Source organism: Paraburkholderia terrae (assembly GCF_002902925.1).
In the GTDB taxonomy this organism is placed as follows: Bacteria; Pseudomonadota; Gammaproteobacteria; order Burkholderiales; family Burkholderiaceae; genus Paraburkholderia; species Paraburkholderia terrae.
Map to the genome: position 1 here is coordinate 1,772,994 of NZ_CP026112.1, position 15,877 is coordinate 1,788,870.

Annotated in this window: 16 protein-coding genes; 3 read left to right on the forward strand and 13 right to left on the reverse strand. The window is 60.9% G+C overall.

What is annotated here, in order from left to right; all coding sequences use genetic code 11:
• Positions 1–154: 154 nt before the first annotated feature.
• The 3 genes from C2L65_RS24075 to C2L65_RS24085 all read right to left on the reverse strand — a co-directional run bounded on the left by C2L65_RS24075 (position 155) and on the right by C2L65_RS24085 (position 1,858).
• Positions 155–457, reverse strand: coding sequence for a hypothetical protein (locus tag C2L65_RS24075; protein WP_233446529.1), 303 nt, complete (start codon positions 455–457; stop codon positions 155–157).
• Between the two features lie 229 nt (positions 458–686).
• Positions 687–1,031, reverse strand: a complete 345-nt coding sequence (locus C2L65_RS24080; protein WP_042308957.1) for a hypothetical protein — start codon at positions 1,029–1,031, stop codon at positions 687–689.
• A 209-nt stretch (positions 1,032–1,240) separates the two neighbouring features.
• Positions 1,241–1,858, reverse strand: coding sequence for a LysE family translocator (locus C2L65_RS24085; RefSeq protein ID WP_042308959.1), 618 nt, complete (start codon positions 1,856–1,858; stop codon positions 1,241–1,243).
• 223 nt (positions 1,859–2,081) lie between these two features.
• Here C2L65_RS24085 and C2L65_RS24090 point away from each other — a divergent pair, with 223 nt between their 5' ends.
• Complete coding sequence (locus tag C2L65_RS24090; RefSeq protein WP_042308960.1) at positions 2,082–3,272, forward strand: porin; 1,191 nt, start codon at positions 2,082–2,084, stop codon at positions 3,270–3,272.
• A gap of 61 nt (positions 3,273–3,333) precedes the next feature.
• Here C2L65_RS24090 and C2L65_RS24095 read toward each other — a convergent pair whose 3' ends face one another.
• The 8 genes from C2L65_RS24095 to C2L65_RS24130 all read right to left on the reverse strand — a co-directional run bounded on the left by C2L65_RS24095 (position 3,334) and on the right by C2L65_RS24130 (position 11,270).
• Positions 3,334–4,689 carry an LLM class flavin-dependent oxidoreductase gene (locus tag C2L65_RS24095; protein WP_042308963.1) on the reverse strand — a complete coding sequence of 452 codons (1,356 nt, stop codon included), beginning with the start codon at positions 4,687–4,689 and terminating at the stop codon, positions 3,334–3,336.
• Between the two features lie 33 nt (positions 4,690–4,722).
• Positions 4,723–6,072 carry an LLM class flavin-dependent oxidoreductase gene (locus C2L65_RS24100; protein WP_042308965.1) on the reverse strand — a complete coding sequence of 450 codons (1,350 nt, stop codon included), beginning with the start codon at positions 6,070–6,072 and terminating at the stop codon, positions 4,723–4,725.
• A 61-nt stretch (positions 6,073–6,133) separates the two neighbouring features.
• Positions 6,134–6,478 carry a DUF3088 domain-containing protein gene (locus C2L65_RS24105; protein WP_042309012.1) on the reverse strand — a complete coding sequence of 115 codons (345 nt, stop codon included), beginning with the start codon at positions 6,476–6,478 and terminating at the stop codon, positions 6,134–6,136.
• A gap of 125 nt (positions 6,479–6,603) precedes the next feature.
• Complete coding sequence (locus C2L65_RS24110; RefSeq protein WP_042308968.1) at positions 6,604–7,827, reverse strand: acyl-CoA dehydrogenase family protein; 1,224 nt, start codon at positions 7,825–7,827, stop codon at positions 6,604–6,606.
• Positions 7,828–8,072: 245 nt separating this feature from the next.
• A complete protein-coding gene (locus C2L65_RS24115) occupies positions 8,073–8,801 on the reverse strand; it encodes a cysteine hydrolase family protein (RefSeq protein WP_042308978.1) in 729 nt (242 codons plus the stop codon).
• Positions 8,802–8,908: 107 nt separating this feature from the next.
• Entirely contained in the window at positions 8,909–9,499 is a 591-nt protein-coding gene (locus C2L65_RS24120; protein ID WP_042308980.1) for a TetR/AcrR family transcriptional regulator, read from the reverse strand.
• Positions 9,500–9,581: 82 nt separating this feature from the next.
• Positions 9,582–10,733, reverse strand: a complete 1,152-nt coding sequence (locus C2L65_RS24125) for a phthiocerol/phthiodiolone dimycocerosyl transferase family protein (protein WP_156132302.1) — start codon at positions 10,731–10,733, stop codon at positions 9,582–9,584.
• A gap of 210 nt (positions 10,734–10,943) precedes the next feature.
• Complete coding sequence (locus C2L65_RS24130) at positions 10,944–11,270, reverse strand: HdeA/HdeB family chaperone (protein ID WP_042308984.1); 327 nt, start codon at positions 11,268–11,270, stop codon at positions 10,944–10,946.
• Positions 11,271–11,773: 503 nt separating this feature from the next.
• Between C2L65_RS24130 and C2L65_RS45625 the strand changes: the two genes are divergently transcribed.
• Positions 11,774–11,977, forward strand: coding sequence for a hypothetical protein (locus C2L65_RS45625; protein WP_156132303.1), 204 nt, complete (start codon positions 11,774–11,776; stop codon positions 11,975–11,977).
• 46 nt (positions 11,978–12,023) lie between these two features.
• Here C2L65_RS45625 and C2L65_RS24140 read toward each other — a convergent pair whose 3' ends face one another.
• Positions 12,024–12,701 (reverse strand): response regulator transcription factor, encoded by a 678-nt coding sequence (locus tag C2L65_RS24140; protein ID WP_042308987.1) that lies wholly within the window; start codon positions 12,699–12,701, stop codon positions 12,024–12,026.
• 605 nt (positions 12,702–13,306) lie between these two features.
• Between C2L65_RS24140 and C2L65_RS24145 the strand changes: the two genes are divergently transcribed.
• Entirely contained in the window at positions 13,307–13,969 is a 663-nt protein-coding gene (locus tag C2L65_RS24145) for a GntR family transcriptional regulator (RefSeq protein WP_042308989.1), read from the forward strand.
• A gap of 186 nt (positions 13,970–14,155) precedes the next feature.
• Here the strand turns inward: C2L65_RS24145 and C2L65_RS24150 are convergent, their stop codons facing one another.
• Complete coding sequence (locus C2L65_RS24150; RefSeq protein WP_042308991.1) at positions 14,156–15,739, reverse strand: class I adenylate-forming enzyme family protein; 1,584 nt, start codon at positions 15,737–15,739, stop codon at positions 14,156–14,158.
• Between the last annotated feature and the right edge of the window lie 138 nt (positions 15,740–15,877).

Here is a 15,877-nt window from a genome sequence, read left to right on the forward strand (position 1 = left end):
CGCGAGTCCGGGTCACCCTTTTTTGATCGTTGACTGGCAGCGCCACCCAGATCGCATTTGCATCAAACGTTATAGCTGCGGATCCTTAACGATGGCTTACGCCCGCTGCACTTTTAGCTTTCCGTTTCGTCTGTCGTATTGGTTGACGCGTCCGTCAAAAGTGCGGGTGACATTCGAACGTGAGCTGCGCCTCGTGGGTCTCGAGCGCCCGCACGCCTTTGGACGACTCCGTCACGACGCTCGGCACCTCGCCGCGTTGCGCGCAAAAGTTGCTTGCGCTCTGCATGACTGCCTTGTGAGACCTCGCCCACGCCGCGCTGCCGCCCGCCGCCGATGCGTGCAACGTGTATCGCCCCGCATCGCCCGTCTCGACGACGGGACCGGAACTCGCGCACGCCTGCATGAGCAAGGGCACGAGCGCGAAAATTGCCGCGCGCACGGCCCGTCTTCGCGCCACGACTGCCACGCGTTCTCTGACCAGATTAGTCAGACCTGAGAGGACTTGATTGACTTCAGATGTATTCACGACAACCTCTAAGCTGAACGCTCGCACCTGCACGATGCGGTGCGCGACCATCGCGAAGTATGAATTGGCCCCGTCTCGCGATCAGCTATCGAAGTTGCAACACAGTGTTCGCCCGGTGCAACCCTCCGCCATTCAGGCTTGACGTTTGATCAAAACGTGCTCAGAGCGCTTCCTGACACAAGGACATCATCCGTTGCACCATCGTGCTCGCTTCGTTCAGCTCCATCTCGCTCGTAAAGAGCGCATTGACACTGGACAGACGCACGGCGATGCCCGCGTCAAGCAGATCCTTGCTCGCGATCTTCAACGCGAACTGCCCTATCCGGACCCGGTCGAGCCAGTCCATCTTCACCTCGTTTTTCGCGAGCCAGCGGCGGCAGCATTCGACGACATGATCGACGCGCCACTCCTGCGTCAACGCGTACGATGCAGCCGCGGTGGCCACGAGGTAGCAAAGCAGTTCTGGACGCGCGCTGCCCGCGTCATTGAATTCGGGTTTGAGCATGGGTTGTGGACCTCAATTCTGTTCGGCCTGTCTTCAATACGTATGTCCTGTAGCACTGAAAACAACCTGCGCACATGGCAGACGGGGCGACTCTAATGAGCGCCCCGTCGCACCCGGTTCAGCGTGCGTAGCCGAAAGTCTACCCCTTTTTGCTGGCTCGCCGATTTACGAGCGTCCTCCTTTTGCGCCAACACAAACAGACGGCGCGGTCAGCGCAGCGCCTCTCGTATGCCAAGCGCGACGATCACCGCACCGCAAGCACGGTCGATCCATTTTTGTGCGCGGCGATACGCGCCCGAGACAGCCTCATGCGACAGAAACAGCGCGACGCCGCCGTACCAGCACGACGCCACCACGCCTACGGTCGCGAGCATCGCGAGGAAGGTCGGTGCTGACACATGCGCAGGCGCCGCCGTCGAAAACACGGCCGCGTAGAAAGCGATCGATTTCGGATTGGCAATGTTGGTCGCGACACCTTGCATGAACGCCGAGCCAAAGCTCGACGACGCCGAAGGTTTTTGCATCGCCGTCGGACGCGTGCCCGCCGACATGATGAGGCGCAGGCCAAACCAGATCAGATAGCCCGCGCCGGCGAGCTTCACGCCTATGGCTATCCACGGAAAGATCGCAAACACGATGCCGACGCCGAGAATCGCACAGGTGGCCCAGAAGAGATTGACCAATACGATCCCCGCGACGAGCGCAAATGCATCGTGACGTGTTGCCGACACCGACTTGTGCGCGACTGCGACGAAGTTCGGCCCCGGTATCACGACACCGACGATATAAACAGAGAACACAGCCGCCACGGCGGAGAAATCGATCATAGAGCCTCGATGAATATCGACTTGAAGTTGCGGGTCCGGAGAGAGGGCCACTATGCCATAACCAAATCAGCTACGCGGCTGATCTGCATGTCACTGCGAAAGTCCGTTGTAAATCGCATTGCATTTGAATAACAAAGTAGAAATAGTTGCTTCGTGTTTAGTGTTCTCCCTAATAGCATCGGGTTCCTTATTAATCCAGTGACTTCAATAAAAAGGGAATCCAATGAAGCGTGTTGTTCTGGCCAGCGCCGCAAGTCTTGTCGCTGCATCGCCCGCACTCGTGCATGCGCAGAGTGTCGTTACGTTGTATGGACTCGTCGATGCGGGCATCACCTACACCAACAACCAGAAAGGCGCGAGCAACATCCAGCAGACGAGCGGCAAACTCAACGGCAGCCGCTGGGGCTTGCGCGGCGTCGAAGATCTCGGTGACGGACTGAAGACGGTCTTCACGCTGGAAAGCGGCTTCCGTCCGAACGACGGCACAGCGGGACAAGGCGGACGCCTGTTCGGCCGCCAGGCTTTCGTGGGCGTGCAGAAGACGGGCATCGGCACGGTGACCGTTGGCCGGCAATACGATCCTGTGACCGATCTCGTGTCGCAGTATGCGGGCCCAGGCTTCTGGTCACCGTCGACACACATCGGCGACAACGACAATCTGAACCAGACCTTCCGCGTCAACAACGCAGTCAAGTTCCGCAGCGATACGATTGCGGGCTTCACCGTCGACGGCCTCTACGCCTTCAGCAACCAGGCGAACAGCAGCAACGGCACGGGTTTCAGCAACAACCGCGCATGGGGCGTGGCGGCGAACTACACGAACGGTCCGTTCTCGATCGGCGGCGGCTATAACGTATTGAATCATCCGAACGCCGCATCGAACACGGGTGGCGCGATCGGCGGCGCATCGACCACATCGGGCGACGACTACAGCGGCGCGTTCTTCTATGGATTGAATGGCGGCGTCGTGCGTCAGCAGATTGCGGCAGCGGGCACCAGCTACGCGCTCGGCGCAGCGACATTCGGCTTTGCGTGGAGCCATACGCAGCTCGATTACAGCGATGGCTCGTCGCGCAAGTTCAACAACTACGATCTGAACGCGCGCTATCTGTTCACGCCCGCGCTGACGCTGATCGGCGTGTACACGTACACGGATGGACGCGCGAGCAATCTGCCCGGCACCAACGGCGTGAACCTGAAGCCGCGCTGGCATCAGTTCACACTTGGCGTCGATTACGCGTTGTCCAAGCGCACCGACCTTTATCTGTCGGCGGCTTATCAACTCGCAGCGGGCGATGCATCGACGCGTGTCGGCACGGGTTATCAGAAGATTGCGGCTATTGCCGACGCCGGCACGGCTTCATCGACGAATCGTCAGGTCGCGGTGTTCTCGGGTGTGCGCGTGAAGTTCTGATAGTTCTGGTATGGGTTCGAATGCGTCACCCGTTATGGGTGACGCAAGTACTCGCGACAACTCACTGCGTCACCGTTTCGCGCGCGTAGCGCGAAACAGGCAGCGTCAAACCAAGGTTCTCGCGCAGCGTGTACCCTTCGTACTCGCTGCGGAACAGCCCACGTCGCCGCAGTTCCGGCAGCACGAGCCGGATGAAATCGTCGAGGCTGTTGGGCAGCAGCGCCGGCATCACGTTGTAGCCGTCCGCGCCATGGTTGACGAAGCGCTCTTCGAGCGCATCGACGATCTGCTCCGGCGTGCCGACCAGTTGCCAGTGCCCACGCGCGCCCGCGATGCGCAGATACAGTTCGCGGATCGTCAGGTTTTCGCGCCGCGCGAGTTCGAGCGCCAGCAACTGGCGGCTCTTGCTGGCGTTGGTTTCCGGCAGTTCCGGTATCGGACCGTCGAGCGGATAACCGGACAGGTCGAAGCCACCCGTCACCGTCGAGACGAGCGCAAGCCCCACGGCGGGATCGATCAGCGACTGAAGCGCGTCGAACTTTTCGCGTGCCTCGCTTTCCGTCGCGCCGACAATCGGCATCACGCCCGGCATGATCTTGAGATCGTCCGGCTCGCGGCCATACGCCGCCATCCGGCCTTTGACGTCCGCATAGAACGCGACGGCATCGTCGAGCGTCTGCTGCGCAGTGAAGATCACTTCCGCCGTGCGCGCGGCCAGCGCCTTGCCCGCCTCGGACGAACCCGCCTGCACGACGACGGGCCTGCCCTGTGGCGAACGCTCGACGTTCAGCGGCCCGCGCACATTGAAGAACTCGCCGCGATGGTCGAGCACATGGCGCTTCGACGGATCGAAGTAGCGCCCCGATGCCTTGTCGCGCACAAACGCGTCTTCGTCCCAGCTGTCCCACAGACCTTCGACGACCTCGGCGAATTCGACCGCGCGCTCATAACGCCGCGCATGCGCGAGATGCTCGTCGAAGTTGAAGTTCTTCGCCTCGTGCGCGCTCGACGACGTGACGAGATTCCACCCTGCGCGCCCGCCACTGATGTGATCGAGTGACGCAAACTTGCGCGCGATGTGATACGGCTCGTTGAACGTCGTCGATGCCGTGCCGACCAGACCGATCCGCTCCGTGACAGCGGCGAGCGCCGATAGCAGCGTGAGCGGCTCGAACTGCGCGACATAGCTGTGCGCGGTGCGACTGAGAAAATCGACGTTGTCGCCGCGCGTGCCCGCGCCGTCCGCGAGAAAGACCAGGTCGAATTTCGCGGCCTCAGCGGCCTGCGCGAGCTGGACGTAGTGCCGGAAATTGCGCCCGGCGTCGACCAGCGAGTCGGGATGGCGCCATGCGGCAATGTGATGTCCCGTCGGATACAGAAAAGCGCCGAGGCGCAAATGACCCTTGCGTGTACTCATGACTGGAGAGAATAGGAATGGATGTGCGTGGACTCAGGCACTCTTGCGCCATAGCTGCGCATTGTCGGGACGCGCGAGCCCAAGGTGCTCGCGCAGCGTCGCACCTTCGTAGCCGGAGCGGAAAATGCCGCGCTTCTGCAGGATCGGCACGACGCCGTCCACGAAGTCCTGCAGACCGCTCGGCAACGCATCGGGCATCAGATTGAAGCCGTCGGCTGCGCCGCCGTTGAACCAGTGCTCGATATCGTCGGCGATCTGCTCGGGCGTGCCGACGATCACGCGATGCCCCGTTCCGCCTGCCAGCGAGCGGATCAGTTCGCGCACCGTATAGCCGTGACGGCGGCCCTGCGCGATGGTCGCGTGAAAGAAGGTATGGTTGCCGTTGCCGCCGCTGGGCAGCGCGAGATCGTCGGGCAACGGCTGATCGAGCTTCAGACGCTCCGCGTCGATGCCCAGCGTGCCCGCCAGACGGTTCAAGCTGTAGCGCCAGGGAATCTGATCGACCAGTTCGTCGCGGCGGCGCAGCGCGTCGGCCTCGGTCACGCCGATGATCGTCGTGAGACCGGCAAGCACCTTCACGCCGGGACGCCCGTAGGCCGCCGCGCGCGTGTTGAGGTCGCGCCGGTACGCCGCCGATTCCTCGAACGACTGGGACGCCGAAAACACCGCTTCTGCGTGGCGCGCGGCGAGATCGCGGCCATCGGGCGAGCCGCCCGCCTGCACCACCACGGGATGCCCTTGCGGCGAGCGCGGCAGGTTCAGCGGACCTTGCACATCGAAGTGCCGGCCGCGATGCGCGACGGCATGCACTTTCGAAACATCGACGAAACGGCCGCCCGTCTTGTCACCGACGAAGGCATCGTCTTCCCAGCTGTCCCACAGCGCTTTCACGAGTTCGGTGAACTCGGCGGCGCGCTCGTAACGCTGCGCATGGTCCGGCACGGCATCCCGGCCGAAGTTGCGCGCGGACGGCAGATCGGCCGTCGTCACGACGTTCCATCCCGCGCGTCCGTTGCTCACGTGGTCCAGCGTCGCGAAACGCCGCGCGATGTTGTAAGGCTCGTTATAGCTCGTCGATGCCGTGCCGATCACGCCGATGTGTGTCGTCGCGGCGGCGATACTCGCGAGCAGCACGGTCGGCTCCAGCGCGGTGATGGGCCGGAAATCGATCTGATCGACGATCGCGGCGTTATCCGCGAGAAAAACGGCATCGAGCTTGCCCGCTTCGGCGATCTGCGCGACGCGCACATAGTGATTGACGTCGACGAATGCGCGCGGGTCCGCGTCGGCCAGCCGCCACGCCGAAGGCACAAAGCCCGAGTGCAGGATATTGACGTTCAGATGCAGGCGGCGCGGCGTGGCCGGTGCCGTGATACGGCTCATCGAAATTCTCCGCTGTGTCGGGTGCGCTTGCACGCGCACTCATGATGCTTTCACTGATGCGTCAATGCACTTTTGGAAAGCCGTGGCGCTCGGCGAGCAGGTCGAGGATGCGGCGCGTGTCGGTGACGAAGCGGCGCTCGCCCAACGTCTGCGCATCGGCGGGCGCGGGCTGCTCGTCACCCAGCACGAGTACGGGCAAGCCTTGATGCGCTTCGTCGAGGGCTTCGACGACAGCCTGGCGCGGACGCTCGAACGGCACGCGCCGCACGTCCAGCCCTGCAACGCGCGCCGGGTCGCTTGCGAGCAGCCCTTCGATGGGCGCGCCGTCGGGACAGATGAAACGTTCGCCCGGATAGCGGGGATCGGTAAATCCGGGTTCGAGCAACAGAAGAAGATCACGGCTCATCGCGCGAGGCACCTGTTGGAATGTATCGTTGGTATTGTCGAATGCGGCGCTTGCGCGCCGCCACGAAGAAATCGGCACATCGATATGCCGTTGCACGCTATGCGCGCTTGCGCGAGCGAATCGCCCTAGAAAACACGGCCTTCCGTCAGATGCGTCGTCACGCCGTTCAGTTCGTAATCGCCGATCACGCGCGCTTTGTGCAATAGCGGGTTGTGGCTGAAGATGGTGCGCAGATTGCGCCAGTGACGATCGAAGTTATGCACGCGCGATGTCGCCGACGCACCGCCCGCTTCGAACATGCGCTCGGCCGCATACAGCGCGAGCTTGCTGACGATCAGTTGCGTTCGCGCCGTCGCGAGCGCGCCTTCGAGCACGCGTGCCTCCGCATCGGGCTCGCCATTGCGGATCGCCTGCGAAGAGCGCTCCAGCACGCGTGCGTTGTCGCGCACCAGCACGTCGATCGTATGGCTGTGTGCCGTCAGATCGCCGATCACCTGCTGGATGAACGCGTCTTCGCGCGCCGATGGCGCGGGACTGTGCAGCGCGGGACGGCCATGCCGCAGCACATAGCCCTTGGCATCGGCGACCACGTTGCGCACGATCCCGGCGCCCACTGCGACGAGATGCAACTGCCGCAGCGCGCCGCCGTGACGGCCGGCCAAGGTGGTCTGCACGCGCGGCGTGACTTCGTCCGCGAGCACCAGCAGGTTGTCGAATTCGAGGCTGCCGCTTGCCGTCATCCGTTGGCCCATGCCGTCCCAGTCGTCGAGCACGCGAAATCCTTCGCGTTTGACAGGCACGATAGCGACCACGGGATTGCCGTTCTCATCCTGCAGGTTCAGCCGTGCGAAGTCGGAGAACGCCGTGCCCGTCGCGTAGTACTTGCGGCCGCTCAAGCGGTAGTGCTCGCCGTCGCGGCGAAGTTGCGTCGTGATCTCGCCGGGACGGGACGTGCCCAGCTCCGTCGAAGCGCCGCCGAAAATCGCGCCCTCGACGACGCGCTCGATCTGTAACGCGTTGAACGCCGTGCGCGGCTGTAGCAGCAACGCCTCGGTCTGGTCGAAATGAATGCGCAGCGCGTGCGCGAGGTTGCTTTCCCCGGCAGCGAGCGTGGCGATCACATCGAACACGTCTTCGAGCGAGCCACCCAGGCCGCCCCATTCGACAGGCAAGCGCAAACGCCCGAGCCCCGATTGCCGGAACAGCGCGAAGCCGTCGTACGGCAACTCGCGCCCCGCCTCGCGCGACGCAGCGCCTTCGCCGATGGCTTTCGCGAGCGCGGGCAAGCCGGCGAGCGTCGTCTGAAGGCGTGCTCTTGCGGCACGATCCGTGAGGTCTTGAGCGGGCATTCGTGGTTCCTTGTACTGGACATGCGGACCGGCATGAGCATGCCGGGCGTCGACGTTTCGTCGACGAATAAGCGTGCCAGTATAGGGACGCATCGTTTCTCGGTTAACGACCGATTTTCGCTTACGTTATTCGCGTGAGTGCAATGAAGAGATGTTCACGTTCTCCGTCAATACGGCGCACGCCGCCGACGATCCAGCAGCAAAAGCGCAGCAAACGCTGCGCATTGGATTCGTGCCGGGTCCGATCAGGACGTGAGTTCCCGAACCGTCTGCTCCGTCGTCAAAAGCGCGTGCGCGAGATAACGGAAGTTGATGATCGCGGCCAGATAACCATCGCCGTCCGGCAATCGCGGACCTGCCGTAGCGTCGCGTACCACGGCAACTTCGAACCCTTGTTCGATCAACTCGCGCAAGTGCGATTCGATGCAAAGATTCGCCGCCATGCCGGCGAGAATGATCTGCGACACGCCCTTCTTGCGAAGTTGCAACGCCAGGTCGTTCGTCTCCGGCCCATACACCTTATGCGGCGACGCGATGATGGTTTTGCCGTCCAGAATGTACGGCTTGTACTCGTCAAGAAAGTCCGCGCCCGATCCCTCGAAATCCTCAAGCGTGTTCGGCCCTTTGCGATCGAACATGCAGATGTTGTGCATCACCTTTTCCAGCGGACCGCCAAAATGCCACTCGTGGTCGCACGGATAGTAATAGTGCGGCGAAACCGCCACGGTGAGGCCCACCTGCTTCGCCGTCTTGAACAGCTGCCCCAGATTTGCGACCGTATTGTTCTCGGTGATGCTCGGTCCGAACACCGACCAGCTCGCCCCTGACGGACTCAGGAAATCATTCTGCGGATCGATTACCACCAGTGCCGCCCTCGCGGGGTCCAGTTTGAAGCCAGTCTGCGGCAAAGCCGGATTGGCAGGATCGGCGTATGGGTTTGCGTTCTCTTGCGCCGCCTGGTTCGCGTTACTCATAAAACCCTCCATATAAAGGTCACTACATAGGAAAACCGCAACCGCGCAAAATGTGGACGCACGTCAAACATAGATGACCGGTCGCTTTATAAAAACCGCAAAAAAACTCAGCGAAGCAGCCGCGGCAATACGACCTTCTCGAAACGTTCGTATGCGTTGCCGCTCTGTTCGATCTTGCCGCGCATGGCTGCGCCTTCGTACGCCTCGATCACGATCGCCGCGAGCTCGTCCGCGTTCTGCTTGCGGTCCAGTTCATTGCGCTCCTGCGCCTCGCGCAAGCACGCTGCCAGCGCCTCTTGCCAGCGCGCGAGCAAGGCCAGAAGCTTCGAGCGCGCCTCGTCGCTGGCGTTCGACAGTTCCAGCGACAGGTTGCCAATCAGACAACCCAGCGCGAAGTCACTCTTGCTGTGATCGTCCGTCAATGCGCGGAAGAATTTCGCAATGCGCGCGAGCGGCCTGATTCGCGCGTCGTACAGAATCGGACCATGGCGGTCTTCGATTGACTGCCAGTAGTCTTCGAGAATTTCGGCCGCAAACATTTCCTTGCTTTCGAAGTAGTTATAGAACGAGCCCTTCGGCACGCCAGCGGCCGTCGTGATGTCCTGCACGCCGCAGCCGTTGAAACCACGGTCGTGAACCACATCGCGGCCCACTGACAGCAGACGCGAACGCACTTGAGGATTGGCAGGACGTGGCAACTTAGTGATCTCCGTTGAGTCGATGGATAACAAGATAACTGGTCATCTATTTATTGTCAACCTCGTCTCGGACTTCAGGCAGTCAGATCGCAGAAACCAGTCTGTCCACGACACGCCCGGAGATCGCCCGCATGGTCGCGGGATCGACAAACTGCTCGACATAGACCGTGTTCGCGACCAGCCTTCCATCGAAAACTGAAACTGAAACGTTCGGGAATTTCTTCAACCATCCACACGCATACTCAAATCCCGTCACTTTCAGCTGTTGCGTCGGCCAATGAAATTTGACCGCCTGCATGTCGGAGATATTGAGCGCGACGGGAGCCTGCTGCGTGCTGCCGAACGACGTTGCATAGTTCGCGTAGTCGCGAAAGATGAGTCCGTTGACGACGCCCTCGTGAATCTCACCGAAGATATGCCTCGCAATCTCAAACAACGGCCGGTCCAGATCGGGAACAGGGGTGATATGTCCCGTGATGGCCGAGAAAACAAGTTCCGCCGAAACGTGCGGCTCAAGCCTGCGGCGCATATCCACGGACGACCGCATCAGAATCCGGCGCGGCTGCTCCTTCGTTATGTCGCCGATCGCGAGCGCAAATGCTGCGAGAAGAAGCGAGTGCACGGAAGAACCGTGCGCGTGCGCTGCGGCGCTGATCCGTTGCATATCGCTTGCGTTGATCACGGTCTGCTCAAGGCGATGCGTCACTGGCCCGCCATCGTATGGCGCGCGCATCGGAATTTCGGCAAATGCCCCAGAATAAGCGGCCGGACCGACAATACATCCTCCCGAAAGCGAAGCGAGGCTTCGATTCACCGCCGCATCGACGGGGACCGGGACAGGCTGCGGCGCCAACGTCGGGCGTGTCCCGCGCACGATGCAATCGCAGATATGAACAAGACACGAATGCAGTTCGACCAGCGACGTTGCGTCCGTCACTGCATGCGAACTCAGCATGAAGATATCGAGAGCATCTTCACCGGCAATGACGTGGACACTATAGATTCTCTTTCCCGTATCCAGATCGGCATTCAGCAACGTTGCGTATAACGCATCGGCGGAACACGTATCGGGAGACAACCACGATTCAACCGCGGACGATTCATCCACCCGCTCCACGAATTGTCCATTCTCGACGACCGAACGAAGAATGCCATAGCGAGCCTCCAGACATGCGATCGTCGTATCGAATTGCTCTCGGCTAATGGACCCGGCGATACTGCTGCGGCTCACCACGAACAGGCCCGTCCGGATGTAAGTCATTTCCGTGGGCGACGCCTCGCGATAGATTCGTCTCGCAGCGCGAGCCTGGTCCTGTGAAGGCCGTTCACAAAGCGACTGCATGGCCGGCTCCTGAAAACAAAGGTGATGAGTAAACGTTGCGGCGAGTCTGGCGATACGTGTTCAACGGGCTATGCCTTTTCGCCACAGCCGCCGGCAGCGTCATTACGAATGCTGGAAGAGCGAGATCTTCTTCGCCTTGATCATGGACCTGACTTTCGACACAAACGGAGTCTGCGGATCCTTGGTGCATGCTTCGGCTACCGTCTCCGCCACGGGGTGCGCCGTATCGACGACCATCGTGTCCGTCTCCTTGATACCGAGCTTGTCGACTCCGGCGACCCAATAAACGAGAGCCGGTCGATACACCTCATCGACGGAGACATAATCGGCGCAGGTCATTTTTGCGGGGGACACCGTCTTTTCCTGCGCGCTAACCGCTTGAGCGGCAACCAGACAGACCAGGACCATCAAGATTTTTGAGGGCTTCATAAGTTACTCCATGAATTGAGAAAGCTAGAAACGTCGCAAGCGTTGCGACTGCGGGGGCGATTAACCGGCATGTGTCCGCCGGTATGACTATGCATCGTAAAGACGCAGAATTAGCTCAGCATTAACCGCGAGGACGCGCCCCGGACAGGGCTACGCGTTGGCGTGCGCAATCGTCCAGCCGATTCCGCGCACATTGCGAATCAAGGATTGTCGAGGACGTGGCGAGAGTCAGGCAGGTTTCGCTGGAAACAGTCCGTACAAAGGTAAAGACCATTCTGCGCAAAACGAACGCCGCCAGTCTTCGTGATCTCGAACAGATCATCGCGATCAGTTCGGCATTGGTGCCTGCCCAACCCTAGTTTCCTTGCCATGCGCGAGCACGGCGTTGCGAAGCAGTTAATCATTCGCGGCTAATTCTTTCCCTTTATCGTGCTCAGGTACAAAACGCCAAACCAGAAATGGCGGCATGTGTGAATTGAGCCCGATAGACGAAAGGAGGCCGTATGAGTGCTCTGACCGATGAACGACTATCCACGTTGAGTGAAATCGCCGCTGACTGCTTCGATGTCGATTTGCTGGACGCCGACGCGCCCGAACAACGCGTGCTGGTAAAGCCTGCCGATATCGTGCGAGCGCTTGAAAGCGCCTATGACGTGGGTCTTGTCGTCGGATATCAATTGACCCGTTCCGGAAGGATTCGATCCTGACGCGCGCGGCATGCCGAAGGCGGGCCGTTAGACCCGCCTTCGAATACTAGGCTGGTTCAGTGCCTCTGGTATGCGCCACCGTCCAGCCGAGACCGCGCACATTGCGGATCAGCGACTGTCCGAATCTTTTGCGCATCGAATGAATCAGCACATCGACTGCGTTGCTCCCGACTTCCCTTCCCCATCCATAAATGCGGTCTTCGAGCTGGCTGCGCGACAGGATCGTGCCTGGCCGCTCCAGAAAACTGTGCATCAGCGCAAACTCGCGCGCCGAAAGCGCTGTCGCAATGCCGTTGCGATGCAACGTACGCATCTCGAGATCGAGGCTGAGTGATTCGTCGCCGATGCGTGAAGTCGCATACCCCGCCCTGCGCCGCAATACCGCGCGCAGACGTGCAAGCAGTTCACGAAGGTCGACGGGTTTGAGCAGGCAATCGTCGGCGCCGACGTCGAGACTGCGCACGCGTGCATCGAGGTCGTCGCATTCGCTGAGGATCAACACCGGGACCGCGTTGCCGGCACCACGCAGTGCATTGAGAAGATCTATTCCGCCGATATCCGGCAACCCCAGGTCGAGCAGCACGGCAGCGTAGCTGGTGGATTCAAGTGCCAGGCGAGCGGCTTTGCCATCCCGGATCCAGTCAACCGTGTAATGCGCGTCCTTCAATGCGCGAAAAAGGCTTTGTCCAACCTGTACATCGTCTTCAACCAATAAGACTCGCATTTATTCCCTCTGTACATGGCCGCAAGCATCCGTTCCAGACGGAGCCGGACGCTATTGGGATAGATGACCTCCCCGGTTCATTCTGGACAACGTATTAGATGTTCCATCAGACATCCAAAGGCAGGACCCGGCACCTTTTGTTCTGATCGTGATCGCGGTGCGCGAAGGGTTGTCCGTGCTGCGTTACAGAAAGCGAAACGCCGGCGGCTGACAGAGTGCTTCTGTAGTAACAGTACAGCGTTACTAAGAAGTGAGTGGATTCTAGTTCACGCGTTTTGACCGGCAATGAGGAGAAACCCTGGATCGGACAACAAGCTTCCGCAGGGCGACTGGAAACACTTCCACCAGCTCAACAGATACGTCGTTTTTCTCGTAAAAAATCACGTGATTTCAACCACTTAAATATGGCACCTCCGGTTTTCGCAGTGCGCGGATGTCGGATGCGTACTTATCGCTCTCCCATGCATCCGCAAGCTGGCAGGCTCATCCGGCCTTCGCCGTTTTTGAGCACGATCGTGCAATAGTAGATCCGTCGAATCTCAGTAGTCTCAGTAGCGCGTTACCCACTACAATGACCGGACCAACCGACCAAACCGAGGCGCGAGATGGAGTTGCTGCAAGGCGATGGAGCAGGCAATCTAAGAGAACAGGTCGTCGAACGTGTGCGCGCGGAAATCGTCTCGGGGCGTACGCCTCCAGGCAGCGTGTATTCGGTGCCGGGTCTCGCGACCGAACTGGGCGTGTCCACCACGCCCGTCCGCGAGGCTTTGCTCGAACTGGCGCGCAGCGGCCTGCTCGTGGCCATGCGCAACCGCGGGTTCCGTGTCGAGCGGCTGTCTCTGGAAGCGCTCGAGAATCTCTTCACGATGCGCGAACTGCTCGAACGCTTCGCGCTCGAGACCCTCGCCCGTCAAGGTTTGAAGGATCGCGATCCGCTCGTCAAACTCGCGGACGACGTCGCGCACGCAGTCGAAGCGGGCGACGTGCCGTCCTACGTCGCGCTCGATCGCGCGTTCCACGCGGCGATGGTCGGACAGGTCGGCAATCCGCTGCTGACGAAGATGGTGCTGCAGTTACGGGACGATATGCGGCTCTACGGCATCGACTCTGCAGAAGGTCTCAAACAGCAGAAGGTGGCGGTGCAAGAGCATTACCAGATGATCGAACTCGCCGCGAAAGGAGACGTTCAGCAGATCGGCGATCTGATCAGCCTGCACATTCTCTCGTGGAAGCCGCTTTTCAAGGCTGCGCTCGAACGTTTAGCCTGATCTCAGTGAAGCATGGCGACGGCCAGTCCCGATTCGGCCATGCCAAACACCACGATCGCGAAGACGCACAGCGCCAGCGGTACGCGCTTTCATGCACGCGCAACTTTTGCTTTGCCATTGCGCGTGTTCCAGCGTGCATGAGTGGGCATGTTCATCTCCTCACGCTGATGGCATGCCCTGATTACATCAACGGGCGCCAAGGCGCTCGCTCATCGGCCGATGCGCACGGAGCGGCGGCTTTTCAATGGTGGTACGCGGCTGAACGAACAGCACCCTTTCGATCGCGACTCTGTCCACCTTACCCTGTTCAGTGAGCGGTATCGCGCCAGCCTCCGACAACCTGACCGCGTTCGCCACCAGATCGCCGAACACCGCGTTCAGTGTACGCGTGCATCGCGCGACATCCACGCGCTGTCCGGCCCAAGGCTCGACGACCGCATTCCATGCATGCTCGCCGTCCTGGGTATTCGCCGCGAATGCCACGGCATACCGCACGTCGGGCAGCCGGCAGAGAACATCTTCGATATGCACGGGACCGATGGTGCGCTGATCGATTTCCGCAACGTCGGATGAACGGCCAATCACATGAAGATAACCGTTATCGTCGATCAAGCCGATATCGCCCGTCAGGCACCAGCCGTCCTTGAACTTCTGCGCGCTTTCGACTGCCTGATTCCGGTATCCGTGCGCCACGGCAGCGGACCGGACCTCGATGCTGCCAGCGTGCCCGTTGGCCGCGAGCGACCCGTCGACGCAGCGCAAACGCACCTCGACGCCAGGCCGGATGCGCCCGGCGCTATCCAGACGCGCCGGGTTTGTCGCATAGTCGGGTGGCGGCAGTACGCTGACGAGTCCCGCTTCGCTTGCGCCATACATATGCGCGAGCACGGGGCCGAGACGCCTCGCCGCGCGTTGCCGCAGGGCCGCGGGCGCCGAGCCGCCGACATGCGCAATACAGCGCAGCGACGACAGATCGCGACGGCTGACGTCCGGGTGATCCATCATCTCGAAGAGTTCAGGCTCGACGAGAAAGAGATCCGTGATGCGTTCAGACTCGATCATCGCGAGCGTTGCCGGCGCACGGTACTCCCGTTCGAGCACGACACTCCCGCCGCCGATCAACGTCGTATCGACCAGCACTTGCGACAGATACGCGAGCGGTCCATTGATGAGCTGACGCCGCTTCGCGTCGCGCGCCGACACCACCATTGCGGAATACGCGGCAAACGAGCGGCGACTCGCTTTCGGCAAGCCCGTCGTGCCGCCTGACGAAACGATCACCGCGAGCTCGTGCGGCATGGCACGGCTTTCAAGCGGTTGATCCGACTGCACGCTGGCGAACCTGTCGAGATGCACCCATGGGCCCTCGTAGCCGACGGACACGATGCGCTGATCGACAGCATCGCGAACCAGATGGGCGGTCTCCGGAAACACGACGAGAAGCGTCGGCCTGATTCGCGCGAGCAAGGTCGCGCGGCTTTCGGCACTCGCCAGCGCCGGCAGGAACATGGTGGCCGCGCCGAGCAGATTCGCCGCATAGCGAACGGCCAGCGCATCGGGGCGATTCGGCGCATAGAGCGCGACCACCGCGTCCCGGCCGATGCCGAGTGCGTCGAGTGCCCGCGCATAGCGGAAAATTGCGCTGCGCAACTCGCCTCTCGTGACGTCTTTTCCCTGATGGCGGATGACGGGTTCATAGGCGCGCGTTTTCAGTTCGCTCAGTAATGCATCGACATACGGGCGATAGATCGTTTCTGCATTAGCTTCCATGTCGTTCTCCTGAGATGACGTCCCGGATCCGGGCTCTGTTGAGAACATGTTGCCTTTGCAGAGTGAGACAGGAATTAGCGAACCGGGAAGACGGATGCGACGCGGCGGATAATTTTCTGCTCACACGCTACGTCTAGC

Bases quoted from the DNA above. Each gene is read 5' to 3' on its own strand.
- C2L65_RS24080 (WP_042308957.1), bottom strand. From the start codon at position 1,031: ATGCTCAAACCCGAATTCAATGACGCGGGCAGCGCGCGTCCAGAACTG.
- C2L65_RS24085 (WP_042308959.1), bottom strand. From the start codon at position 1,858: ATGATCGATTTCTCCGCCGTGGCGGCTGTGTTCTCTGTTTATATCGTC.
- C2L65_RS24090 (WP_042308960.1), top strand. From the start codon at position 2,082: ATGAAGCGTGTTGTTCTGGCCAGCGCCGCAAGTCTTGTCGCTGCATCG.
- C2L65_RS24095 (WP_042308963.1), bottom strand. From the start codon at position 4,689: ATGAGTACACGCAAGGGTCATTTGCGCCTCGGCGCTTTTCTGTATCCG.
- C2L65_RS24100 (WP_042308965.1), bottom strand. From the start codon at position 6,072: ATGAGCCGTATCACGGCACCGGCCACGCCGCGCCGCCTGCATCTGAAC.
- C2L65_RS24105 (WP_042309012.1), bottom strand. From the start codon at position 6,478: ATGAGCCGTGATCTTCTTCTGTTGCTCGAACCCGGATTTACCGATCCC.
- C2L65_RS24110 (WP_042308968.1), bottom strand. From the start codon at position 7,827: ATGCCCGCTCAAGACCTCACGGATCGTGCCGCAAGAGCACGCCTTCAG.
- C2L65_RS24115 (WP_042308978.1), bottom strand. From the start codon at position 8,801: ATGAGTAACGCGAACCAGGCGGCGCAAGAGAACGCAAACCCATACGCC.
- C2L65_RS24130 (WP_042308984.1), bottom strand. From the start codon at position 11,270: ATGAAGCCCTCAAAAATCTTGATGGTCCTGGTCTGTCTGGTTGCCGCT.
- C2L65_RS45625 (WP_156132303.1), top strand. From the start codon at position 11,774: ATGAGTGCTCTGACCGATGAACGACTATCCACGTTGAGTGAAATCGCC.
- C2L65_RS24140 (WP_042308987.1), bottom strand. From the start codon at position 12,701: ATGCGAGTCTTATTGGTTGAAGACGATGTACAGGTTGGACAAAGCCTT.
- C2L65_RS24145 (WP_042308989.1), top strand. From the start codon at position 13,307: ATGGAGTTGCTGCAAGGCGATGGAGCAGGCAATCTAAGAGAACAGGTC.
- C2L65_RS24150 (WP_042308991.1), bottom strand. From the start codon at position 15,739: ATGGAAGCTAATGCAGAAACGATCTATCGCCCGTATGTCGATGCATTA.